At 71.8% G+C, this 14,121-nt stretch carries 13 protein-coding genes; 11 read left to right on the forward strand and 2 right to left on the reverse strand.

Annotated features, from left to right (window positions below):
- Positions 1-72: 72 nt before the first annotated feature.
- Entirely contained in the window at positions 73-1,044 is a 972-nt protein-coding gene (locus tag ACH34T_RS36815; RefSeq protein ID WP_396025609.1) for a helix-turn-helix domain-containing protein, read from the forward strand.
- 342 nt (positions 1,045-1,386) lie between these two features.
- Entirely contained in the window at positions 1,387-1,959 is a 573-nt protein-coding gene (locus ACH34T_RS36820) for a TetR/AcrR family transcriptional regulator (protein WP_396025610.1), read from the forward strand.
- A 46-nt stretch (positions 1,960-2,005) separates the two neighbouring features.
- On the opposite strand, the gene ACH34T_RS36825 is transcribed toward ACH34T_RS36820, so the two are convergent.
- Positions 2,006-3,451, reverse strand: a complete 1,446-nt coding sequence (locus ACH34T_RS36825; protein WP_396025611.1) for an MFS transporter — start codon at positions 3,449-3,451, stop codon at positions 2,006-2,008.
- A gap of 554 nt (positions 3,452-4,005) precedes the next feature.
- Here ACH34T_RS36825 and ACH34T_RS36830 point away from each other — a divergent pair.
- Positions 4,006-4,836, forward strand: coding sequence for an LLM class F420-dependent oxidoreductase (locus tag ACH34T_RS36830; protein ID WP_396025612.1), 831 nt, complete (start codon positions 4,006-4,008; stop codon positions 4,834-4,836).
- Positions 4,837-4,872: 36 nt separating this feature from the next.
- Here the strand turns inward: ACH34T_RS36830 and ACH34T_RS36835 are convergent, their stop codons facing one another.
- The gene (locus tag ACH34T_RS36835; RefSeq protein WP_396025613.1) at positions 4,873-6,306 is read right to left on the reverse strand and encodes an amidase; all 1,434 of its coding nucleotides are present in this window, start codon (positions 6,304-6,306) and stop codon (positions 4,873-4,875) included.
- Positions 6,307-6,798: 492 nt separating this feature from the next.
- Here ACH34T_RS36835 and ACH34T_RS36840 point away from each other — a divergent pair, with 492 nt between their 5' ends.
- Genes ACH34T_RS36840 through ACH34T_RS36875 form a run of 8 tightly spaced genes read left to right on the forward strand, consistent with a single transcriptional unit; the run spans position 6,799 to position 14,115 of the window.
- Entirely contained in the window at positions 6,799-7,944 is a 1,146-nt protein-coding gene (locus ACH34T_RS36840) for an acyl-CoA dehydrogenase family protein (protein ID WP_396025614.1), read from the forward strand.
- A 15-nt stretch (positions 7,945-7,959) separates the two neighbouring features.
- Positions 7,960-9,537, forward strand: a complete 1,578-nt coding sequence (locus ACH34T_RS36845; RefSeq protein ID WP_396025615.1) for an AMP-binding protein — start codon at positions 7,960-7,962, stop codon at positions 9,535-9,537.
- On the forward strand, positions 9,534-10,046 hold the full coding sequence (locus ACH34T_RS36850; protein WP_396025616.1) for a MaoC family dehydratase N-terminal domain-containing protein: 513 nt from the start codon (positions 9,534-9,536) through the stop codon (positions 10,044-10,046). Before ACH34T_RS36845 ends, ACH34T_RS36850 begins: the two co-directional genes overlap by 4 nt.
- Entirely contained in the window at positions 10,043-10,525 is a 483-nt protein-coding gene (locus tag ACH34T_RS36855) for a MaoC family dehydratase N-terminal domain-containing protein (RefSeq protein WP_396025617.1), read from the forward strand. Before ACH34T_RS36850 ends, ACH34T_RS36855 begins: the two co-directional genes overlap by 4 nt.
- Positions 10,522-11,520 (forward strand): thiamine pyrophosphate-dependent dehydrogenase E1 component subunit alpha, encoded by a 999-nt coding sequence (locus tag ACH34T_RS36860; RefSeq protein ID WP_396025618.1) that lies wholly within the window; start codon positions 10,522-10,524, stop codon positions 11,518-11,520. The genes ACH34T_RS36855 and ACH34T_RS36860 overlap by 4 nt, the downstream gene beginning before the upstream one ends.
- Positions 11,517-12,506 (forward strand): alpha-ketoacid dehydrogenase subunit beta, encoded by a 990-nt coding sequence (locus tag ACH34T_RS36865; RefSeq protein WP_396025619.1) that lies wholly within the window; start codon positions 11,517-11,519, stop codon positions 12,504-12,506. The genes ACH34T_RS36860 and ACH34T_RS36865 overlap by 4 nt, the downstream gene beginning before the upstream one ends.
- Positions 12,503-12,754, forward strand: a complete 252-nt coding sequence (locus ACH34T_RS36870) for a lipoyl domain-containing protein (RefSeq protein ID WP_396025620.1) — start codon at positions 12,503-12,505, stop codon at positions 12,752-12,754. Before ACH34T_RS36865 ends, ACH34T_RS36870 begins: the two co-directional genes overlap by 4 nt.
- Entirely contained in the window at positions 12,751-14,115 is a 1,365-nt protein-coding gene (locus ACH34T_RS36875) for an MmgE/PrpD family protein (protein ID WP_396025621.1), read from the forward strand. The genes ACH34T_RS36870 and ACH34T_RS36875 overlap by 4 nt, the downstream gene beginning before the upstream one ends.
- Positions 14,116-14,121: the final 6 nt, after the last annotated feature.

Genomic DNA, 14,121 nt, shown 5'->3' on the forward strand with positions numbered 1-14,121 from the left:
CGGGTCTCGTCCATGATCTTGGATGGCGGACCGCTGCCACGGCGGGAACACGTCACGCTGGGAGGACGCGCCATGCTGGAGGCGTTCGGGGTACGGGAGGCCGACGAGGAAATCTACCGGCTGCTGCTGCGCCACCCGCCGCTCACCCGCGACGAACTGGCCGCGCGGACGGGACGAACCGTCTCCGACCTCGGCCCCGTGCTGGCCAGGCTGGAGGAGCTCGGCCTGGTCGAGCCGCTGCCCGGCAGGCCGGTCCGGCTCGCGGCGGCGCGTCCGGACGCGGCCGTGGAGATGCTCGCCACCCGCTGGCAGGAGCGCGTGACCAGCGCCCGCGCGACGGCCCGCGCCCTGCTGGCCGAACTCCCGGTCGACGCCAGGCACCGTCCCGAGGACCAGGTGGAGATCCTCTTCGGACGGGACGCGGTCGCAGCGCGGTTCGACCGGCTCCAGCGGGCGGCGCGGCACGAGCTGCTCGTCCTGGACCGGCCGCCGTACGCGCAGGAGCCCGCCGAGCCCAACGGCCCGGAGCTGGAGATGCTCGCCCGCGGGGTGCGCGTGCGCGGCCTGTACGCCCCGGAGGCGCTGGAGGTCCCGGGCGCGTTCGAGACGTTCCGGCAGACCGCCGCGGCCGGGGAGGAGGCGCGGGTGCACGTGGACGTCCCGCTCAAGCTCGCCATCGCCGACCGGACGACCGCGATCCTGCCGTTCAGCGGCGACGAGCGCGAAACGGTCGACAGCGCGTTCGTGATCCACGCCGGGAACCTGCTGGACGCGCTGGTCCGCCTGTTCGAGCTGCTCTGGGACGGCGCCATCCCCGTCCAGGGCCACGAGCTCCCCGACGACGCCGGCCTCGACCGGCAGCTGCTCACCCTGCTGGCCGCGGGCTTGAAGGACGAGGCCGCCGCCCGGCGGCTCGGCGTCAGCGTCCGGACCCTCAACCGCCGGGTCAGCGAACTGATGCAGCGGCTGGGCGCCCGGACCCGTTTCCAAGCGGGCCTCCAGGCCGCGCGACATCTCGACGACGACCCCGAGCCGAACCCGTGACCGTCCGACCGGCTCATGCCGCTCTCCCATCCCGTGTGCCGATATGCCGCTTTAGAGCCGGGGAATACCGGGGCGAGCGGCCGCATTTTATTCGGCCCTTGCGGGCGGCCGATCGGGCGCCCGATCGGGCGACTTCACTATTGGCTTGGCGGGGCTTCGCCGCCGCCGGACGGGGGCGTCAAGTCAATTATGAACATCCTGGTATACTTCAGGATCAAGCTATCGGGCGGGAGATCCGCTCCGGCCCATAAGGCCCGGCTCGCCCCCTTGAAGTTTTCCAGTGATGCGGAGTGAACGCGGATGTCGGAAGCTGAGTCGGCGCGGCGGTCGAGGCGGCGGCAGATGTCGAAGGACGAACGGCGCGCGGAGATCATCCGGGTCGCCGCCGACCTCTTCGAGAAATTGGGGTACGCCCGCGCCTCCATGGACGACATCGCCGCCGCCGTCGGAATCGGCAAGCCCACTCTGTATCACTACTTCCGCAGTAAGTCGGAACTGCTCTGGTACATGCACGAGGAGCTCATCGACGGCCTCATCGACTCGCACGGCGCCCGGGTCGAACAGGGATTGGAACCGGCCGAACTGCTGCGCGGCGTGATCCATGACTTTCTGGAGAACATCGCCACCAGGCGCGGCCAGTGCCGGGTCTTCTTCGAGAACCACCGCGAGCTTCCGGACGCCGATCTCGCCGTCGCCACCGAGAAACGCGCCCGGTACGAGGCGATGGTGCAGGACGTCGTCCGCGACGGAATCGCCGCCGGAACGTTCCGGAAGGTCGACGCCAAGCTGTTCAGCCTCGCGATATTCGGGATGAGCAACTGGGCGTACCAGTGGTACCACCCGGACGGGGCGCTCACGCACGACGAGATCGCCGACGCCTTCTGGGACTACGCCTACCGCGGGTTGAGGCCCTGACGCGTCCCGTCAGGGCCTCAACCTCAGTCGGCGGCTCCGGCGGCGGTCAGACGGTGCTCACCGTGCCCGCCTCGTCCGGGCCCGGCGCCTCCTGGCCCGGCAGCGCGTGCTCCTCGATGTCGTTCCGGTAGGTCTCCGGCAGCAGCAGCACCGAGACGAGGGTGATGAGGCACACTCCCGCCATGTACGCCGCGATGGCCACCCAGGAGTCCGTCCAGGCGTACAGGGACGTGGCGATGAGCGGCGCCAGCGCGCCGCCGACCACCGAGGCGACCTGGATGCTCAGCGACATCGCGGAGTAGCGGGTCGCGGTCGGGAACGTCTCGGCGAAGAACGCGCCCTGCGGGGCGTACATCGTCGTGTGCAGCAGTCCCAGCCCGATGACGAACGCGAACGCGATGACGACGGGCGACTCGGTGTTGAGCAGCGGCCAGAAGGCGAACGCCCACACCCCGAGCAGCACCGACCCGGCGATCAGCATCGTCTTGCGGCCGACGCGGTCCGACAGCGCTCCCCCGACGGGCAGCAGGACGAGCTGGACCGCGGCCCCGAGCAGCACGCCGAGCAGGATCCTGCTCTTCGGCATGTCGAGGATGTCCTCGTTGGTCCCGTAGGCGACGGCGAAGGTCATGAAGAGGTAGTAGGTGACGTTGATGCCGACGTAGGCGCCACCGATGAGGATGATCTTCCTCGGGTAGCGGCTCACCGCCTCCAGGACCGGCGAGCGTCCCGTGGGCGACACCGGCCGCTTGGCCGCACCGGCCTTCACCGTGTCGGCGTTGGCCGTGTTCGCCGTGTCGGCGGTCGTCGCGGTGCGCTGCAGGCGCTTGAACGCCTGGGTCTCCTCGATCCGCAGCTGGATGTAGATCGTCAGCCCGAGCAGGACGACGCTCGCGAGGAACGGCAGCCGCCAGCCCCAGGCGTCGAAGGAGTCCGACGTGGTGACCAGGTCCGCGATCAGGAAGGCGAGGTTGCCCACCAGGATGCCCGCGGGCCCGCCGGCGAGCGCGAAGCTGGAGAAGAACCCGCGGCGGTGGGACGGCGCGCTCTCCAGCGCCAGCAGGATCACCCCGCCCGTCTGGCCGCCGAGCGCGATCCCCTGGACGAGCCGCAGCAGCACCAGCAGGAGCGGGGCCGCAGGTCCGATGGCGTCGTAGGTGGGCAGCACGCCGATGAGCGTGGTGCCGACGCCCATCGTCAGGAGCACCATGACCAGGGACCGCTTGCGGCCGTGGACGTCGCCGAGATGGCCGAAGATCACCGCTCCGAGCGGCCTGGCGATGAATCCGACGGCGAACGTGGAGAAGGACAGCAGGGCGCCGGCGAGCGGGCTCTGCCCGGGAAAGAACAGATCCGGGAAGACCAGCGCCGCGGCGGTCCCGTAAATGAAGAAGTCGTAGTTCTCGATGCTCGACGCCGCCAGCGCCGCTGCGGCGATCCTGAGCGTGCCCTTCTTGGGCGCTTCTTTCGCGGGTGTCGTTCCGGAGGCCATCCGCGTTTCCTTTCAACGACGTGGCGGACCGCCCGCCGGCGGTCTCCCGGTCACTCGCCGCGCGTGGAAAGTGTCATGACCCAGGGTTCTCCACCGCCGGGTTCGCATTTTTCCCGCCTCGGCTCATGGTCGCGCTGATACCCCCGGGCAGCGCTTTGTGGATCGGCCGCGTCGTCATTGAGGGCGGCGATCTCGATTTCAGCTCACGTCACCTCGGATGTGGTCGTCCGGCACGGCGGCAGAGGTGCGGCCACCGGGTCGGACTGGCGGCCCGCGCCCGCCTTATGGGCGGAGCCGCCGACCAATCCCCATCCTCCCGACCGACCGGTCGGGCGTACAAGTACGATTGCAGGTGGGAGGGGGCGTGTCAACCCTTGCCAACATGATCCATTGCCATTGTGCGGTTGCCGCTTCGGGGCCGTCCTCCTAAGCTCCAGATGTCGATACATGGAATTCAACGATCCCCCTCCCAGGCAACTCACGGCGAACTCCAGGCGAATCCCGCTCGGTTCGGCCGGAGAAATGGGCGGGACGATGAGAAGGCCGGTGATCCCGTGAAGTTCGGCATCTACACGCTTTTGACCGCGGCGAGCGTCCGGCCGGACGTATTGGCCCGCGCGGCGGAGGAGCGCGGCTTCGACTCGCTGTTCGTCGCCGAGCACTCGCACATTCCCGTCAAGCGCGAGACGCTCTGGCAGGGCCGCGCCGAGCTGCCGGACGCCTACTACCGCACGCTGGCCCCGTTCCCGGCGCTCGCCGCGGCGTCGGCGGCGTCGTCCACCCTGCTGCTCGGCACCGCCGTCGCGCTCCTCCCGCAGCGGGACGTGATCCACACCGCCAAGGAGGTCGCGACCCTCGACGTGCTCTCCGGCGGCCGCGCGGTCCTCGGCGTCGGCGTCGGGTGGAACCGCGAGGAGATGCGCAACCACGGCACCGACCCGCGCACCAGGGGCGCGCTGCTGGACGAGCAGCTCGCCGCCATCAAGGCGATCTGGACGGAGGACGAGCCCGAGTTCCACGGCGAGCACATCGACTTCGACCCGATCCACCTGTGGCCGAAGCCGGCGCGGCGCCCCCATCCGCCGATCTACATCGGGGGCGAGAGCCCGGCGGCGCTCGACCGGGTCGTCCGGCACGGGGACGGCTGGCTGCCGCGCGCCGCGACCCCGCCGGCCGAGATCCGGCGGGTCGCCGCGCTCCTGGCCGACCGGGGGCGGCCGGACGTCCCGATCACGCTCTGCGGCCTGGACGCCGACGCCCGCGCCGTCGCGGACCTCGCCGACGCGGGCGTGGAGCGGATCGGCCTCGCCCTCCCCACCACGGGCGAGGCCGAAGCGCTCCACGCCCTGGACGACCTCGCGACGTTCGCCGACCGCCTGCGCTAGCACGGCCCGCGGCCCGTCCGCGATCAGGGGCATGGGTCAGGGGGCCGCGGCGGTCGTCCTGCGGGGGGACGGCGCAGGCGGACGGCGGTCCCCCGTGGGCCGCGCACGCTCGACCGCGCGGGCCACGGCCAGGACCAGCGCCTCGGCGTGCCGCGGCCCGACGATCTGGAGGCCGATCGGCAGCCCGGCGGCGGTGAACCCGACCGGGACGCTGATCGCCGGCTGATGGCTCATGTTGAACGGGTAGGTGAACGGGGTCCATTCGGCCCAGTCGTTCAGGCCGCTGCCCGGCGGCACGTCGTGTCCGGCCTCGAAGGCGGGGATCGGCACCGTCGGTGTGATCAGCACGTCGTGGCGGGTGTGGAACTCGCCCATCCGGACGGCGAGCGCCAGCCGCTCCGCCTCCGCCGCCAGGTAGTCGCCCGCCGAGTAGGTGAGGCCGCGCTCGATCACGGCGCGCAGCCCGGGGTCGACGTCGTCGGCGCGGGCGTCGAAGACGTCGAGCCACTTGGACGCGCCCGCGCACCACAGCACGTCGAACGCGGGAAGCGGGTCGGGGAACCCGGGGTCGGCCGCTTCGACGCGCATCCCCGCGTCCTGGAGGGCCTGCGCGGCGGACGCGACCGCGGCGGCGATCTCGAGGTCGACCCGGACGTGCCCCAGGTCGGCGGAGAAGGCGGCCGACACCCCGCTGACGTCCCCGCCGACCGCCCTGCTGTAGGGGCCGTCGTGGAGGCCCAGGTCGTAGGGGTCGCGGTGGTCGGGCGCCGCGAGGACGTCGAGGAGGCGCGCGACGTCGTCCACCGTGCGGGCCATGGGCCCGGCGTGCGCCAGGACGGCGAGCGAGCTGAGCGGATACTGCGGGACGCGCCCGTGCGTAGGCTTGAACCCGACGACGCCGCAGAACGCGGCGGGGATGCGGATCGAGCCGCCGCCGTCGGTGCCGACCGACAGCGGGCCCATGCCGGTGGCGACGGCGACCGCACTGCCCCCGCTGGAGCCGCCGGACGTGCGGGACGTGTCCCAGGGGTTGCGCGTGATCCCGGTGAGCGGGTTGTCGCAGACGCCCTTCCACCCCATCTCCGGGGTGTTGGTCTTGCCGAGCAGCACCAGCCCGCCCTCCCGGAGCCGGGCGGCGACCGGGCTGTCGACGTCCCACGCCTGGGCGGGGTCGATGCGCCGCGAGCCGCGGAGCGTCGGCCAGCCCCGCGTGAGGAACAGGTCCTTGATCGACATCGGCACGCCGTCGAGGGGGCCGAGCGGGGTCCCGTCGCGCCAGCGCGTCTCGGCGGCGCGGGCGGTCGCCAGCGCCTGCTCCCGGTCGACCAGGGCGAAGGCGTTGACGTCGGGGTCGCGCTCCTGGATCGCGTCCAGGGCCGCGGTCGCCGCCTCCACCGGGGAGAGCGTCCCCGCGGCATACGCGGTGACGAGTTCGCCCGCCGTCGGCACATTGTTGAGATCGCCGGCCATCCGTCCTCCTGAGAATTCGAGTGACGATATCTATTCCGCCGCGGACGGCGGCGGAATGCGCCGGTCCGGGTCCGCGGCGGGACGACGATCAGTTGATCGATTGGTTCGAGGACGGGTTCGAGGCCGGTCTCGACGATCCAGGCCTCTCGCGGCGACGGCAGGAATCTATGCAGCTCACGACCCAGACGATCTCTGTCGACCGACCGGTCGGGCGACTCCAGTTAACCTCGTCTTCGCGAGACCGTCAACCCCGGATTCCGGGGGATTGACAATTCACCGGAGATCGTTGTTCCATCCGAAACGGGTGCGCGATGGATCCCATTCGGCGCCGCCCGGCATAACACCCGAGCCTGAATTGCGAGGAGCGGTTCGTGCCCATTGATTCCGCCTGACACCGGTTCCGAGGGCTCCCGACCGGGCGTTGACAACGGCCCGGGGTCATGGAAAAGTCGAAACCGACCGACTAGTCGGTCGAATGGAGGGTGACGGCGTATGGACTTCAGCATCCCGGCCGAGCTCAGCATGTTCGTCGACTCGGTGCGCCGGTTCCGCGAGCGGGAACTGATGCCGCTGGAGCCGCGCTTCCTCACCGAGGGCAGGCTCTCCCCCGCCGAGCGCCGCGAACTCCAGGAGAAGGCCAGGGACCACGGGCTGTGGGCGCTGGACGTCCCGGAGGAGTACGGCGGCCAGGGCATGGGCACGCTCGCCGCCTGCCTGGTCGCCGAGGAGCTGTACAAGCATCCGGCGATGTTCGACTTCGGCGGCAGCCCCGAGCCCGTCCTCTACCAGGCCGACGACGAGCAGAAGAAGCGGTACCTGTATCCGGTGATCGCGGGCGAGCGGCGCAGCTGCTACGCGTTCACCGAGCCCGGCACCGGATCCGACTTCGCCCGCATCACCACGACGGCCGTGCGCAGCGGCGACGACTGGGTCATCAACGGCACGAAGATCTTCATCTCCGAGGTGGACCGGGCCGACTTCTGCATCCTGTTCGCCAGCACCGACCCGTCCGCCGGGAGCCGGGGCATCACCTGCTTCCTGGTGGACATGGGCACGCCCGGGTTCGACGCGTCCCGGCCGATCCCCACCATGGGGGACGACTGGGAGCCGTACGAGCTGTCCTTCGACGACTGCGTCGTCCCGGACTCGGCCCGGCTCGGCCCGGTCGGCGGCGGCTGGGCGCTCGCGTCGGAGCAGCTGACGCACGGCCGCCTCAAGATCGCCGCCTACCAGCTCGGCATCGCGCAGCGGTGCATCGACATGGCCGTCGAGTGGGCGAAGCAGCGCGTGACCTGGGGCAAGCCCATCGCGACGCGGCAGGCGGTGCAGTGGATGCTGGCCGACTCCGCCGTCGAGCTGGACGCGGCCCGCTTCCTCGTCTACCGGGCCGCGTGGATGGCGGACGAAGGCGAGCCGATCCGCAACGAGGCGTTCATGGCCAAGCTCTACGCGACCGAGATGGCCCAGCGCGTCACCGACCGCTGCCTGCAGATCTTCGGCGGGCTCGGCTACAGCAAGGAGCTGCCGATCCAGAGCTTCTACCGGCAGGTGCGGGTGTGGCGGATCGGGCACGGGTCGTCCGAGATCCACCGCTGGATGATCGCGCGTAACCTGCTCGGTCTGTCGTCACGGGACTGAGCGCCGGGAGCCGTCGTGGACCTGATCGGGAACCGCACCCTCGCCGACCTGCTGATCGAACGCGCCGACCGGCATCCGGACCGCGCCTGCCTCGTCATCGAGGACCGGTCGGGCGACGTCACGGAATACACCTACCGGGAGACGCTCGACGCCGTCCGCCGGACTGCCGGAGGATTCGCCGCGCTGGGCGTCGGCCGCGGCGACGCGGTCGTGATCCAGCTCCGCAACTGCGCCGAGTTCGTGTTCGCGTGGTTCGGGCTGGCCTGGCTGGGGGCGGTCATGGTGCCGTCCAACGTCGCTAACTCGGCCGCCGAGCTGGCGTATCTGATCGAGCGTTCGGACGCCGTGGGCGTCCTGACCGAACCCGACCACCTCGCGATGTTCGCCGAGGTCCTGGCGGACGCGCCGAAGGTCGAGCACAGAATCCTGGCGCGGGGCGACGGGACGCGCGGCGGGTTCGTCCCGTTCGCGGACGTGGCGTCCGGCCCGCCCGCCGACCCCGCCGAGGGCCTCGGCCCCGAGGACGTCGTGGAGATGCTGTTCACCTCGGGCACCACCGCCCGGCCCAAGGCCGTCATGATCACGCACGCGAACTGCCTGTGGGGCGGCGAGCGCGTCTCGCGCGGCGCCGCGCTGCACGGCGGCGACCGGCTGCTGACCGCGCTGCCGCTCTTCCACATCAACGCGCAGGAGATCACCTTCCTGGCGGCGCTGACCGTGGGCGGCACGGCGATCCTGCTGGAGGAGTACCACGCGAGCGGCTTCTGGCCCCGGGTGCGGCACCACGGCGCGACGTCGGTGAGCCTCGTCGCCATGCAGGTGCGGACGATGCTCGCCCAGCCCCCTTCGCCGGACGACGCCGTCCACCGCGTCCATCGCGCCATCTATGCCATCAACGTCACCGACCAGGAGAAGGACGAGTTCGAGCGCCGCTTCGGCGTCGAGCTGATCAACGGCTACGGGCTGTCGGAGGGCGGCACGGTCGTCACGATGTCCCCGGTGTTCGGGGACCGGCGGTGGCCGTCCATCGGGCTGCCCAACTTCGACCGCCGGATCCGGATCGTGGACGACGGCGGACGCGACCTCCCGGCGGGCGAGGTCGGCGAGATCCTCGTGTCCGGGGTGCCGGGCAGGACGCTGATGAAGGGCTATTTCAAGGACCCGGAGGCCACCGCCGCGACGATCCGGGACGGCTGGCTGCACACCGGCGACCACGGCTACCTCGACGAGAAGGGCTACGTGTACTTCTTCGACCGGAAGAAGGACGTCATCAAGCGCGCGGGCGAGAACGTCTCCGCGAGCGAGGTGGAGTTCGCGCTGCTGGCGCATCCGTCGATCGTCGAGGCCGCGGTCGTCGCCGGGCACGATCCCGTGCGGGACGAGGAGGTCGTGGCGTTCGTCGTCCCCCGCTCGCCCGGCGGGCCGCCGTCCCGCGACGAGATCGCCGAGCACTGCCGGACGCGTCTCGCGAGCTTCAAGGTGCCGACGCGGATCCATGTCGTCCCCGAGCTGCCGAAGACCTCGATCGGCAAGGTGGAGAAGAAGCTGCTGAGACGACGGCTGTCAGAAATGGTCCCGGGAGGTGGGCGTTGAGCGGGCTGGACGAGGTGTGCGAGCGCGTGCGGAAGCAGGTCGGGACGGTCGTCCGCGACAGCCTCGGCCGCGTCTCCGCGACGGAGTTCCAGCGGTTCGCGATGGCCGCGGGCGAGACCGACCCGGTGTACTTCGACGACGAGGCGGCCCGCGCCGCCGGGCTGCCCGGGGCCGTCGCGCCGCCGCTGTTCCTGAGCAGCGTGCTCGGCTGGGGCGCGGGCCCGTCCGACGATGAGCTGGGGGCCGACGGCACCGGCGACGAGACGGCCGGTCTTCCCCTGGCCGGGCTCCGGCTGATGGGCGCCGGTCAGGACCTCGACTTCCACAACCCTGTGCATGACGGGGTGCGCGTCGTCCGGGAGACGTCGGTCGAGGACGTGACGCTCAAGGAGGGCCGCTCCGGCCCGTTCCTGGTCATCACGCGGCTGCGCAGGTTCCTGGACGAATCAGGCACACCCCTGCTGACCTGCCGCGACAACCTCATCGCCCGCCCGGAGGCAAGCGAATGACCTCGCAGCTCCCCCGGGCCTCCCGGGCTTTCGAGGACGTCGCGGTCGGGATGGCGCTCGACGCGGTGACGGTCCGTCCGACCGCGACGCAGTTGTTCCGGTTCAGCGCGGCGACCTGGAACGCGCACCGCATCCACTACGACGCCCGGTACGCGGCGACGGAGGGGTATCCGGACGTGCTCGTCCAGTCGCATCTGCACGGCTGCTTCCTGCTGCGGACCGCGCTCGGCTGGGCGGGCCCGGCGGCGCGGCTGCGCTCGTTCGGCTGGCGCAACCGCGGCATCGCCGTGCCCGGCGACACGCTGACCTGCACCGGCGTGGTCACCGCCTGCCGGGTCGACGAGTCAGGAGCCGGAATCGTCGAATGCGCCCTGGAAGAACGCAAGGACGACGGGACGCTCTGCGCCCCGGGAACCGCCGTCCTGGAACTCCCGAGAAGGTCGCCGGACGGCGGCGACGGAGAGGACGCCCGAGCATGACCGTTCGGCAGGACACCGGCACCACCGCGACATCGCGGCGGCTGTACCGGACGATGGCGCGGATCCGGCAGTTCGAGGTCGCCGCGTCCAAGCTGATGGCGACCGGACGGCTGCCCGGGACGCTGCACGTCTCGATCGGGCAGGAGGCGGTCGCGGCCGGGGTCTGCGACGTCCTGCGCCGCGACGACCACATCACCACCACCCATCGGGGCCACGGGCACTGCCTCGCCAAGGGCGGCGAGCCGAAGGCGATGATGGCGGAGCTGCTCGGCCGTGAGACCGGATACTGCGGCGGCCGGTCGGGCTCGATGCACATCGCCGATCCGGCGGCCGGGATCCTCGGCGCGAACGCGATCGTCGGCGCGGGCATCCCGATCGCGCTCGGCGGCGCGTTCGCGGCGGCCCGGCATGGACGGAAGGGCGTCGCGGTGGCTTTCTTCGGTGAGGGCGCGGTCGCGCAGGGCGTCTTCCACGAATCGCTGAACCTCGCGGCGCTGTGGAAACTGCCCATCGTTTTCGTCTGTGAGAACAACCAGTACGTCGAGCTGACCCCGGTCTCCGTGCATCTGGCCGCGCAGCACGTCGCCGACCATGCCGCCCCGTACGGCATCCCCGGCATAAGGGTGGACGGCAACGACGTGATGGCCGTGCGCCGGGCCGCCGAGGAGGCGGTGGAGCGGGCGCGCGAGGGCGGCGGGCCGTCCCTGCTGGAGTGCGTGACCTACCGCTGGCACGGCCATTTCGAAGGAGATCCGCAGCGGTATCGCGACGCCGCCGAGGTCGCGGAGTGGAAGGCCGCGGACCCGCTGAAACGCCTGGCGGACACCGTCTCCGGCGACCCGCCCGAGGCCGCCGAGTTCACCGCCATCGAGGACGCGGCGCGACAGGAGATGTCGGACGCCGTCGCCGCCGCCGAGGCCGACCCCGTCGCGTCGGCCGCCTCGATCTCCGCGCACGTGTATCGCCGTCCGGTGAACGGAGGTGCCGTCGGATGACGACCGTGAAGTACTGGCAGGCGGTCAATTCCGCGTTGCACGAGGAATTGGAGCGGGACGAGTCCGTCCATTTGTTCGGCGAGGACGTCGGCCTGCCGGGCGGCCCGTTCGCGGCGACGCGCGGGCTGCGGGAGCGGTTCGGGGAGTGGCGGGTCCGCGACACCCCGATCAGCGAATCGACGTTCACCGGAATGGCGGTCGGCGCGGCGATGGCGGGCCTCCGGCCGATCGCGGAGGTCATGTACTTCGACTTCATCACGCTCGCCATGGACCAGCTCGTCAACCAGGCCGCCAAGATGTCGTACATGTCGGACGGTGCGTTCGCGGTCCCGCTGACCATCCGGACCCTCTGCGGCGGCCACCGCGGGTCGGGCCCGCAGCACTCGCAGAGTCTGGAGGGCTGGCTCGCCGCCGTCCCCGGGCTGAAGGTCGTCTGGGGCGGCACCCCGGCCGACGCGAAGGGCCTGCTCAAGGCCGCGATCCGGGACGACGACCCGGTGATCGTCATCGAGAGCCTGAGCCTGTGGACGCGCCGCGGCGAGGTCCCCGACGACCCCGACCACGTGGTGCCGATCGGCGCCGGGCTGATCCGCCGCCCAGGCGACGACGTGACGCTGGTGTGCTGGGGCGACACGGTGCCGTCCGCCCTGGAGGCCGCCGAGACGCTCGCCGGGCGCGGCGTCGGCGCAGAAGTGCTCGACTTGCGGACGCTGAGCCCGCTCGACGAGGCCCTGATCCTGCGGTCGCTGGCCAAGACGGGACGGCTCGTCGTCGTCCAGGACGCGCAGGGCCCGTGCAGCGTGGGCTCGGAGGTCATCCGGCTGGCGGCCACGGACGGCTTCGCGTCCCTGCGCGCCCCGGCCGCGCAGGTTCGCCCGCCGTTCGCGCCGGTGCCGTTCGCCCCGGACCTGGAACGCGCCTACTACCCGGGGCCGGACGACGTCGTGTCGGCGGCCTTGGCCACGATCGAAGGGAAGGACGCATGACGGACGTCGTGGTGCCGAAGTGGGGCGCGACCATGGACGAGGCGACGATCGTCCAATGGCTGAAGAACGTCGGCGACCGGGTCGCCGAGGACGAGCCCATCGCCGAGATGGAGACCGACAAGGCGACCGCCGAGATCGTCAGCCCGGCCGCCGGGACGGTCGTCGAACTCCTCGTCGCCCAGGACGCCGACGTCGTCGTGGGCCAGGTCATCGCCAGGATCGACACCGGCAACGGAGCGGCCTCATGACCGCCGCGAACAGGACGCTCGCCGAACGAGTCGCGGAGTTCACCGCGGGCCTCGACCTGTCCGCCGTGCCGCCCGACGTCGTCGAGAAGGCGAAGGTCACGCTGCTGCACGACCTCGGGGTCGGGCTCGCCGGGCACCGGCTCGCCGAGACCGGCTTCGCGTTCGCCAAGGAGAACGGCGCCTGCGACCCGTCGCGCGGGGCGCGGCTCCCGGTCGACGGGACGGCCGTGACCGTCGAGTCCTGCGCGCTCGCGACCGGCGCGCTCATCCACGCGCGGACGCAGGACGACACGCAGGTCGCGGTGTCCACCCACCTGGGATCGACGACCCTGCCCGCGCTGCTCGCCCTCGGCGACCGCGGCGATCTGCACGGCCGCGACCTGCTCACCGCGATGATCGCCGGGTATGAGGCGGCGTCCGTCATCGCGGACGGCCGGGCCTGGCCGGCCACCGCGCGCGGGTTCCGCGCGACCAGCGTCTACGGGCCGCTCGCGGCGGCGGCCGCGTCCGCCCGGCTGCTGGGCCTCGGCGTCGAGGAGACCGTGTCGGCGCTCGGGCTCGCGGCGGCGTTCGGCGGCGGCACCAACCAGACGTGGCTCGCCGGAACCCAGGAGTGGCGCTACCAGGTCGGGGCCGCGAGCCGCAACGGCATGGTGGCGGCGCTGCTCGCCGCGCGCGGCGTCACCGGCGCGCCGGACGCGCTCGACGGGGCCGCCGGGCACCAGCGCGCCTTCGCCGGCGTCGAGGACGCCCCGGCACCGGAGCGGCTCGGCGGCGACTGGCGGATCCGCCGCGTCACCTACAAGCCGTACCCGATCTGCGCGATCAACCAGGTCCCCGTCACCGTGCTGACCGGGCTGGCGCGCCGCCACGGCATCAAGGCGGACGACGTCGCGTCCGTCACCGCCGAACTGTCGCCCGACGACGCCGCCTACCCGGGCGTCGACGCCCACGGCCCGTTCCGCGACGTCGGCGGCACGCTGATGAGCCTCCCCTACTGCCTGGCGGTCGCGCTCCGCAACGGCGGCATCGAACTGGCCGACCTGACCGGTTTCGACGACCCCGCCCTGATGGATCTGACCCGCCGGATCACGGTGGCCGCGGCGGACGACGTCCCGCGGGGCGGCTGCCGGATCACCGTCCGCACCCGCGACGGCGGGACGCGCGCCGACGCGTTCGCCCCCGACGCGACCACGTTCAACTGGGACCGGGACGAGACCGCCGCCCGCCTGCGCGCCATGGCCGCCGAGACCCCGCTGACGGCCGCGCGCCTGGACGGGTTCGTCGCGGTCGCCCTCGACCTCGACCACCGTCCGGTACGCGAGCTGGTCGGCGCCACGATCGCCGATCCGAAGGAGTGATCAACA

Origin of the sequence: Actinomadura sp. 9N215 (assembly GCF_044326345.1) — a bacterium.
In the GTDB taxonomy this organism is placed as follows: domain Bacteria; phylum Actinomycetota; class Actinomycetes; order Streptosporangiales; family Streptosporangiaceae; genus Spirillospora.

Coding starts and splice junctions, on each gene's coding strand:
- ACH34T_RS36835 (WP_396025613.1), bottom strand. CDS start 6,306: ATGGCCGGCGATCTCAACAATGTGCCGACGGCGGGCGAACTCGTCACC.
- ACH34T_RS36870 (WP_396025620.1), top strand. CDS start 12,503: ATGACGGACGTCGTGGTGCCGAAGTGGGGCGCGACCATGGACGAGGCG.
- ACH34T_RS36820 (WP_396025610.1), top strand. CDS start 1,387: ATGTCGAAGGACGAACGGCGCGCGGAGATCATCCGGGTCGCCGCCGAC.
- ACH34T_RS36875 (WP_396025621.1), top strand. CDS start 12,751: ATGACCGCCGCGAACAGGACGCTCGCCGAACGAGTCGCGGAGTTCACC.
- ACH34T_RS36815 (WP_396025609.1), top strand. CDS start 73: ATGCTGGAGGCGTTCGGGGTACGGGAGGCCGACGAGGAAATCTACCGG.
- ACH34T_RS36855 (WP_396025617.1), top strand. CDS start 10,043: ATGACCTCGCAGCTCCCCCGGGCCTCCCGGGCTTTCGAGGACGTCGCG.
- ACH34T_RS36865 (WP_396025619.1), top strand. CDS start 11,517: ATGACGACCGTGAAGTACTGGCAGGCGGTCAATTCCGCGTTGCACGAG.
- ACH34T_RS36840 (WP_396025614.1), top strand. CDS start 6,799: ATGGACTTCAGCATCCCGGCCGAGCTCAGCATGTTCGTCGACTCGGTG.
- ACH34T_RS36825 (WP_396025611.1), bottom strand. CDS start 3,451: ATGGCCTCCGGAACGACACCCGCGAAAGAAGCGCCCAAGAAGGGCACG.
- ACH34T_RS36860 (WP_396025618.1), top strand. CDS start 10,522: ATGACCGTTCGGCAGGACACCGGCACCACCGCGACATCGCGGCGGCTG.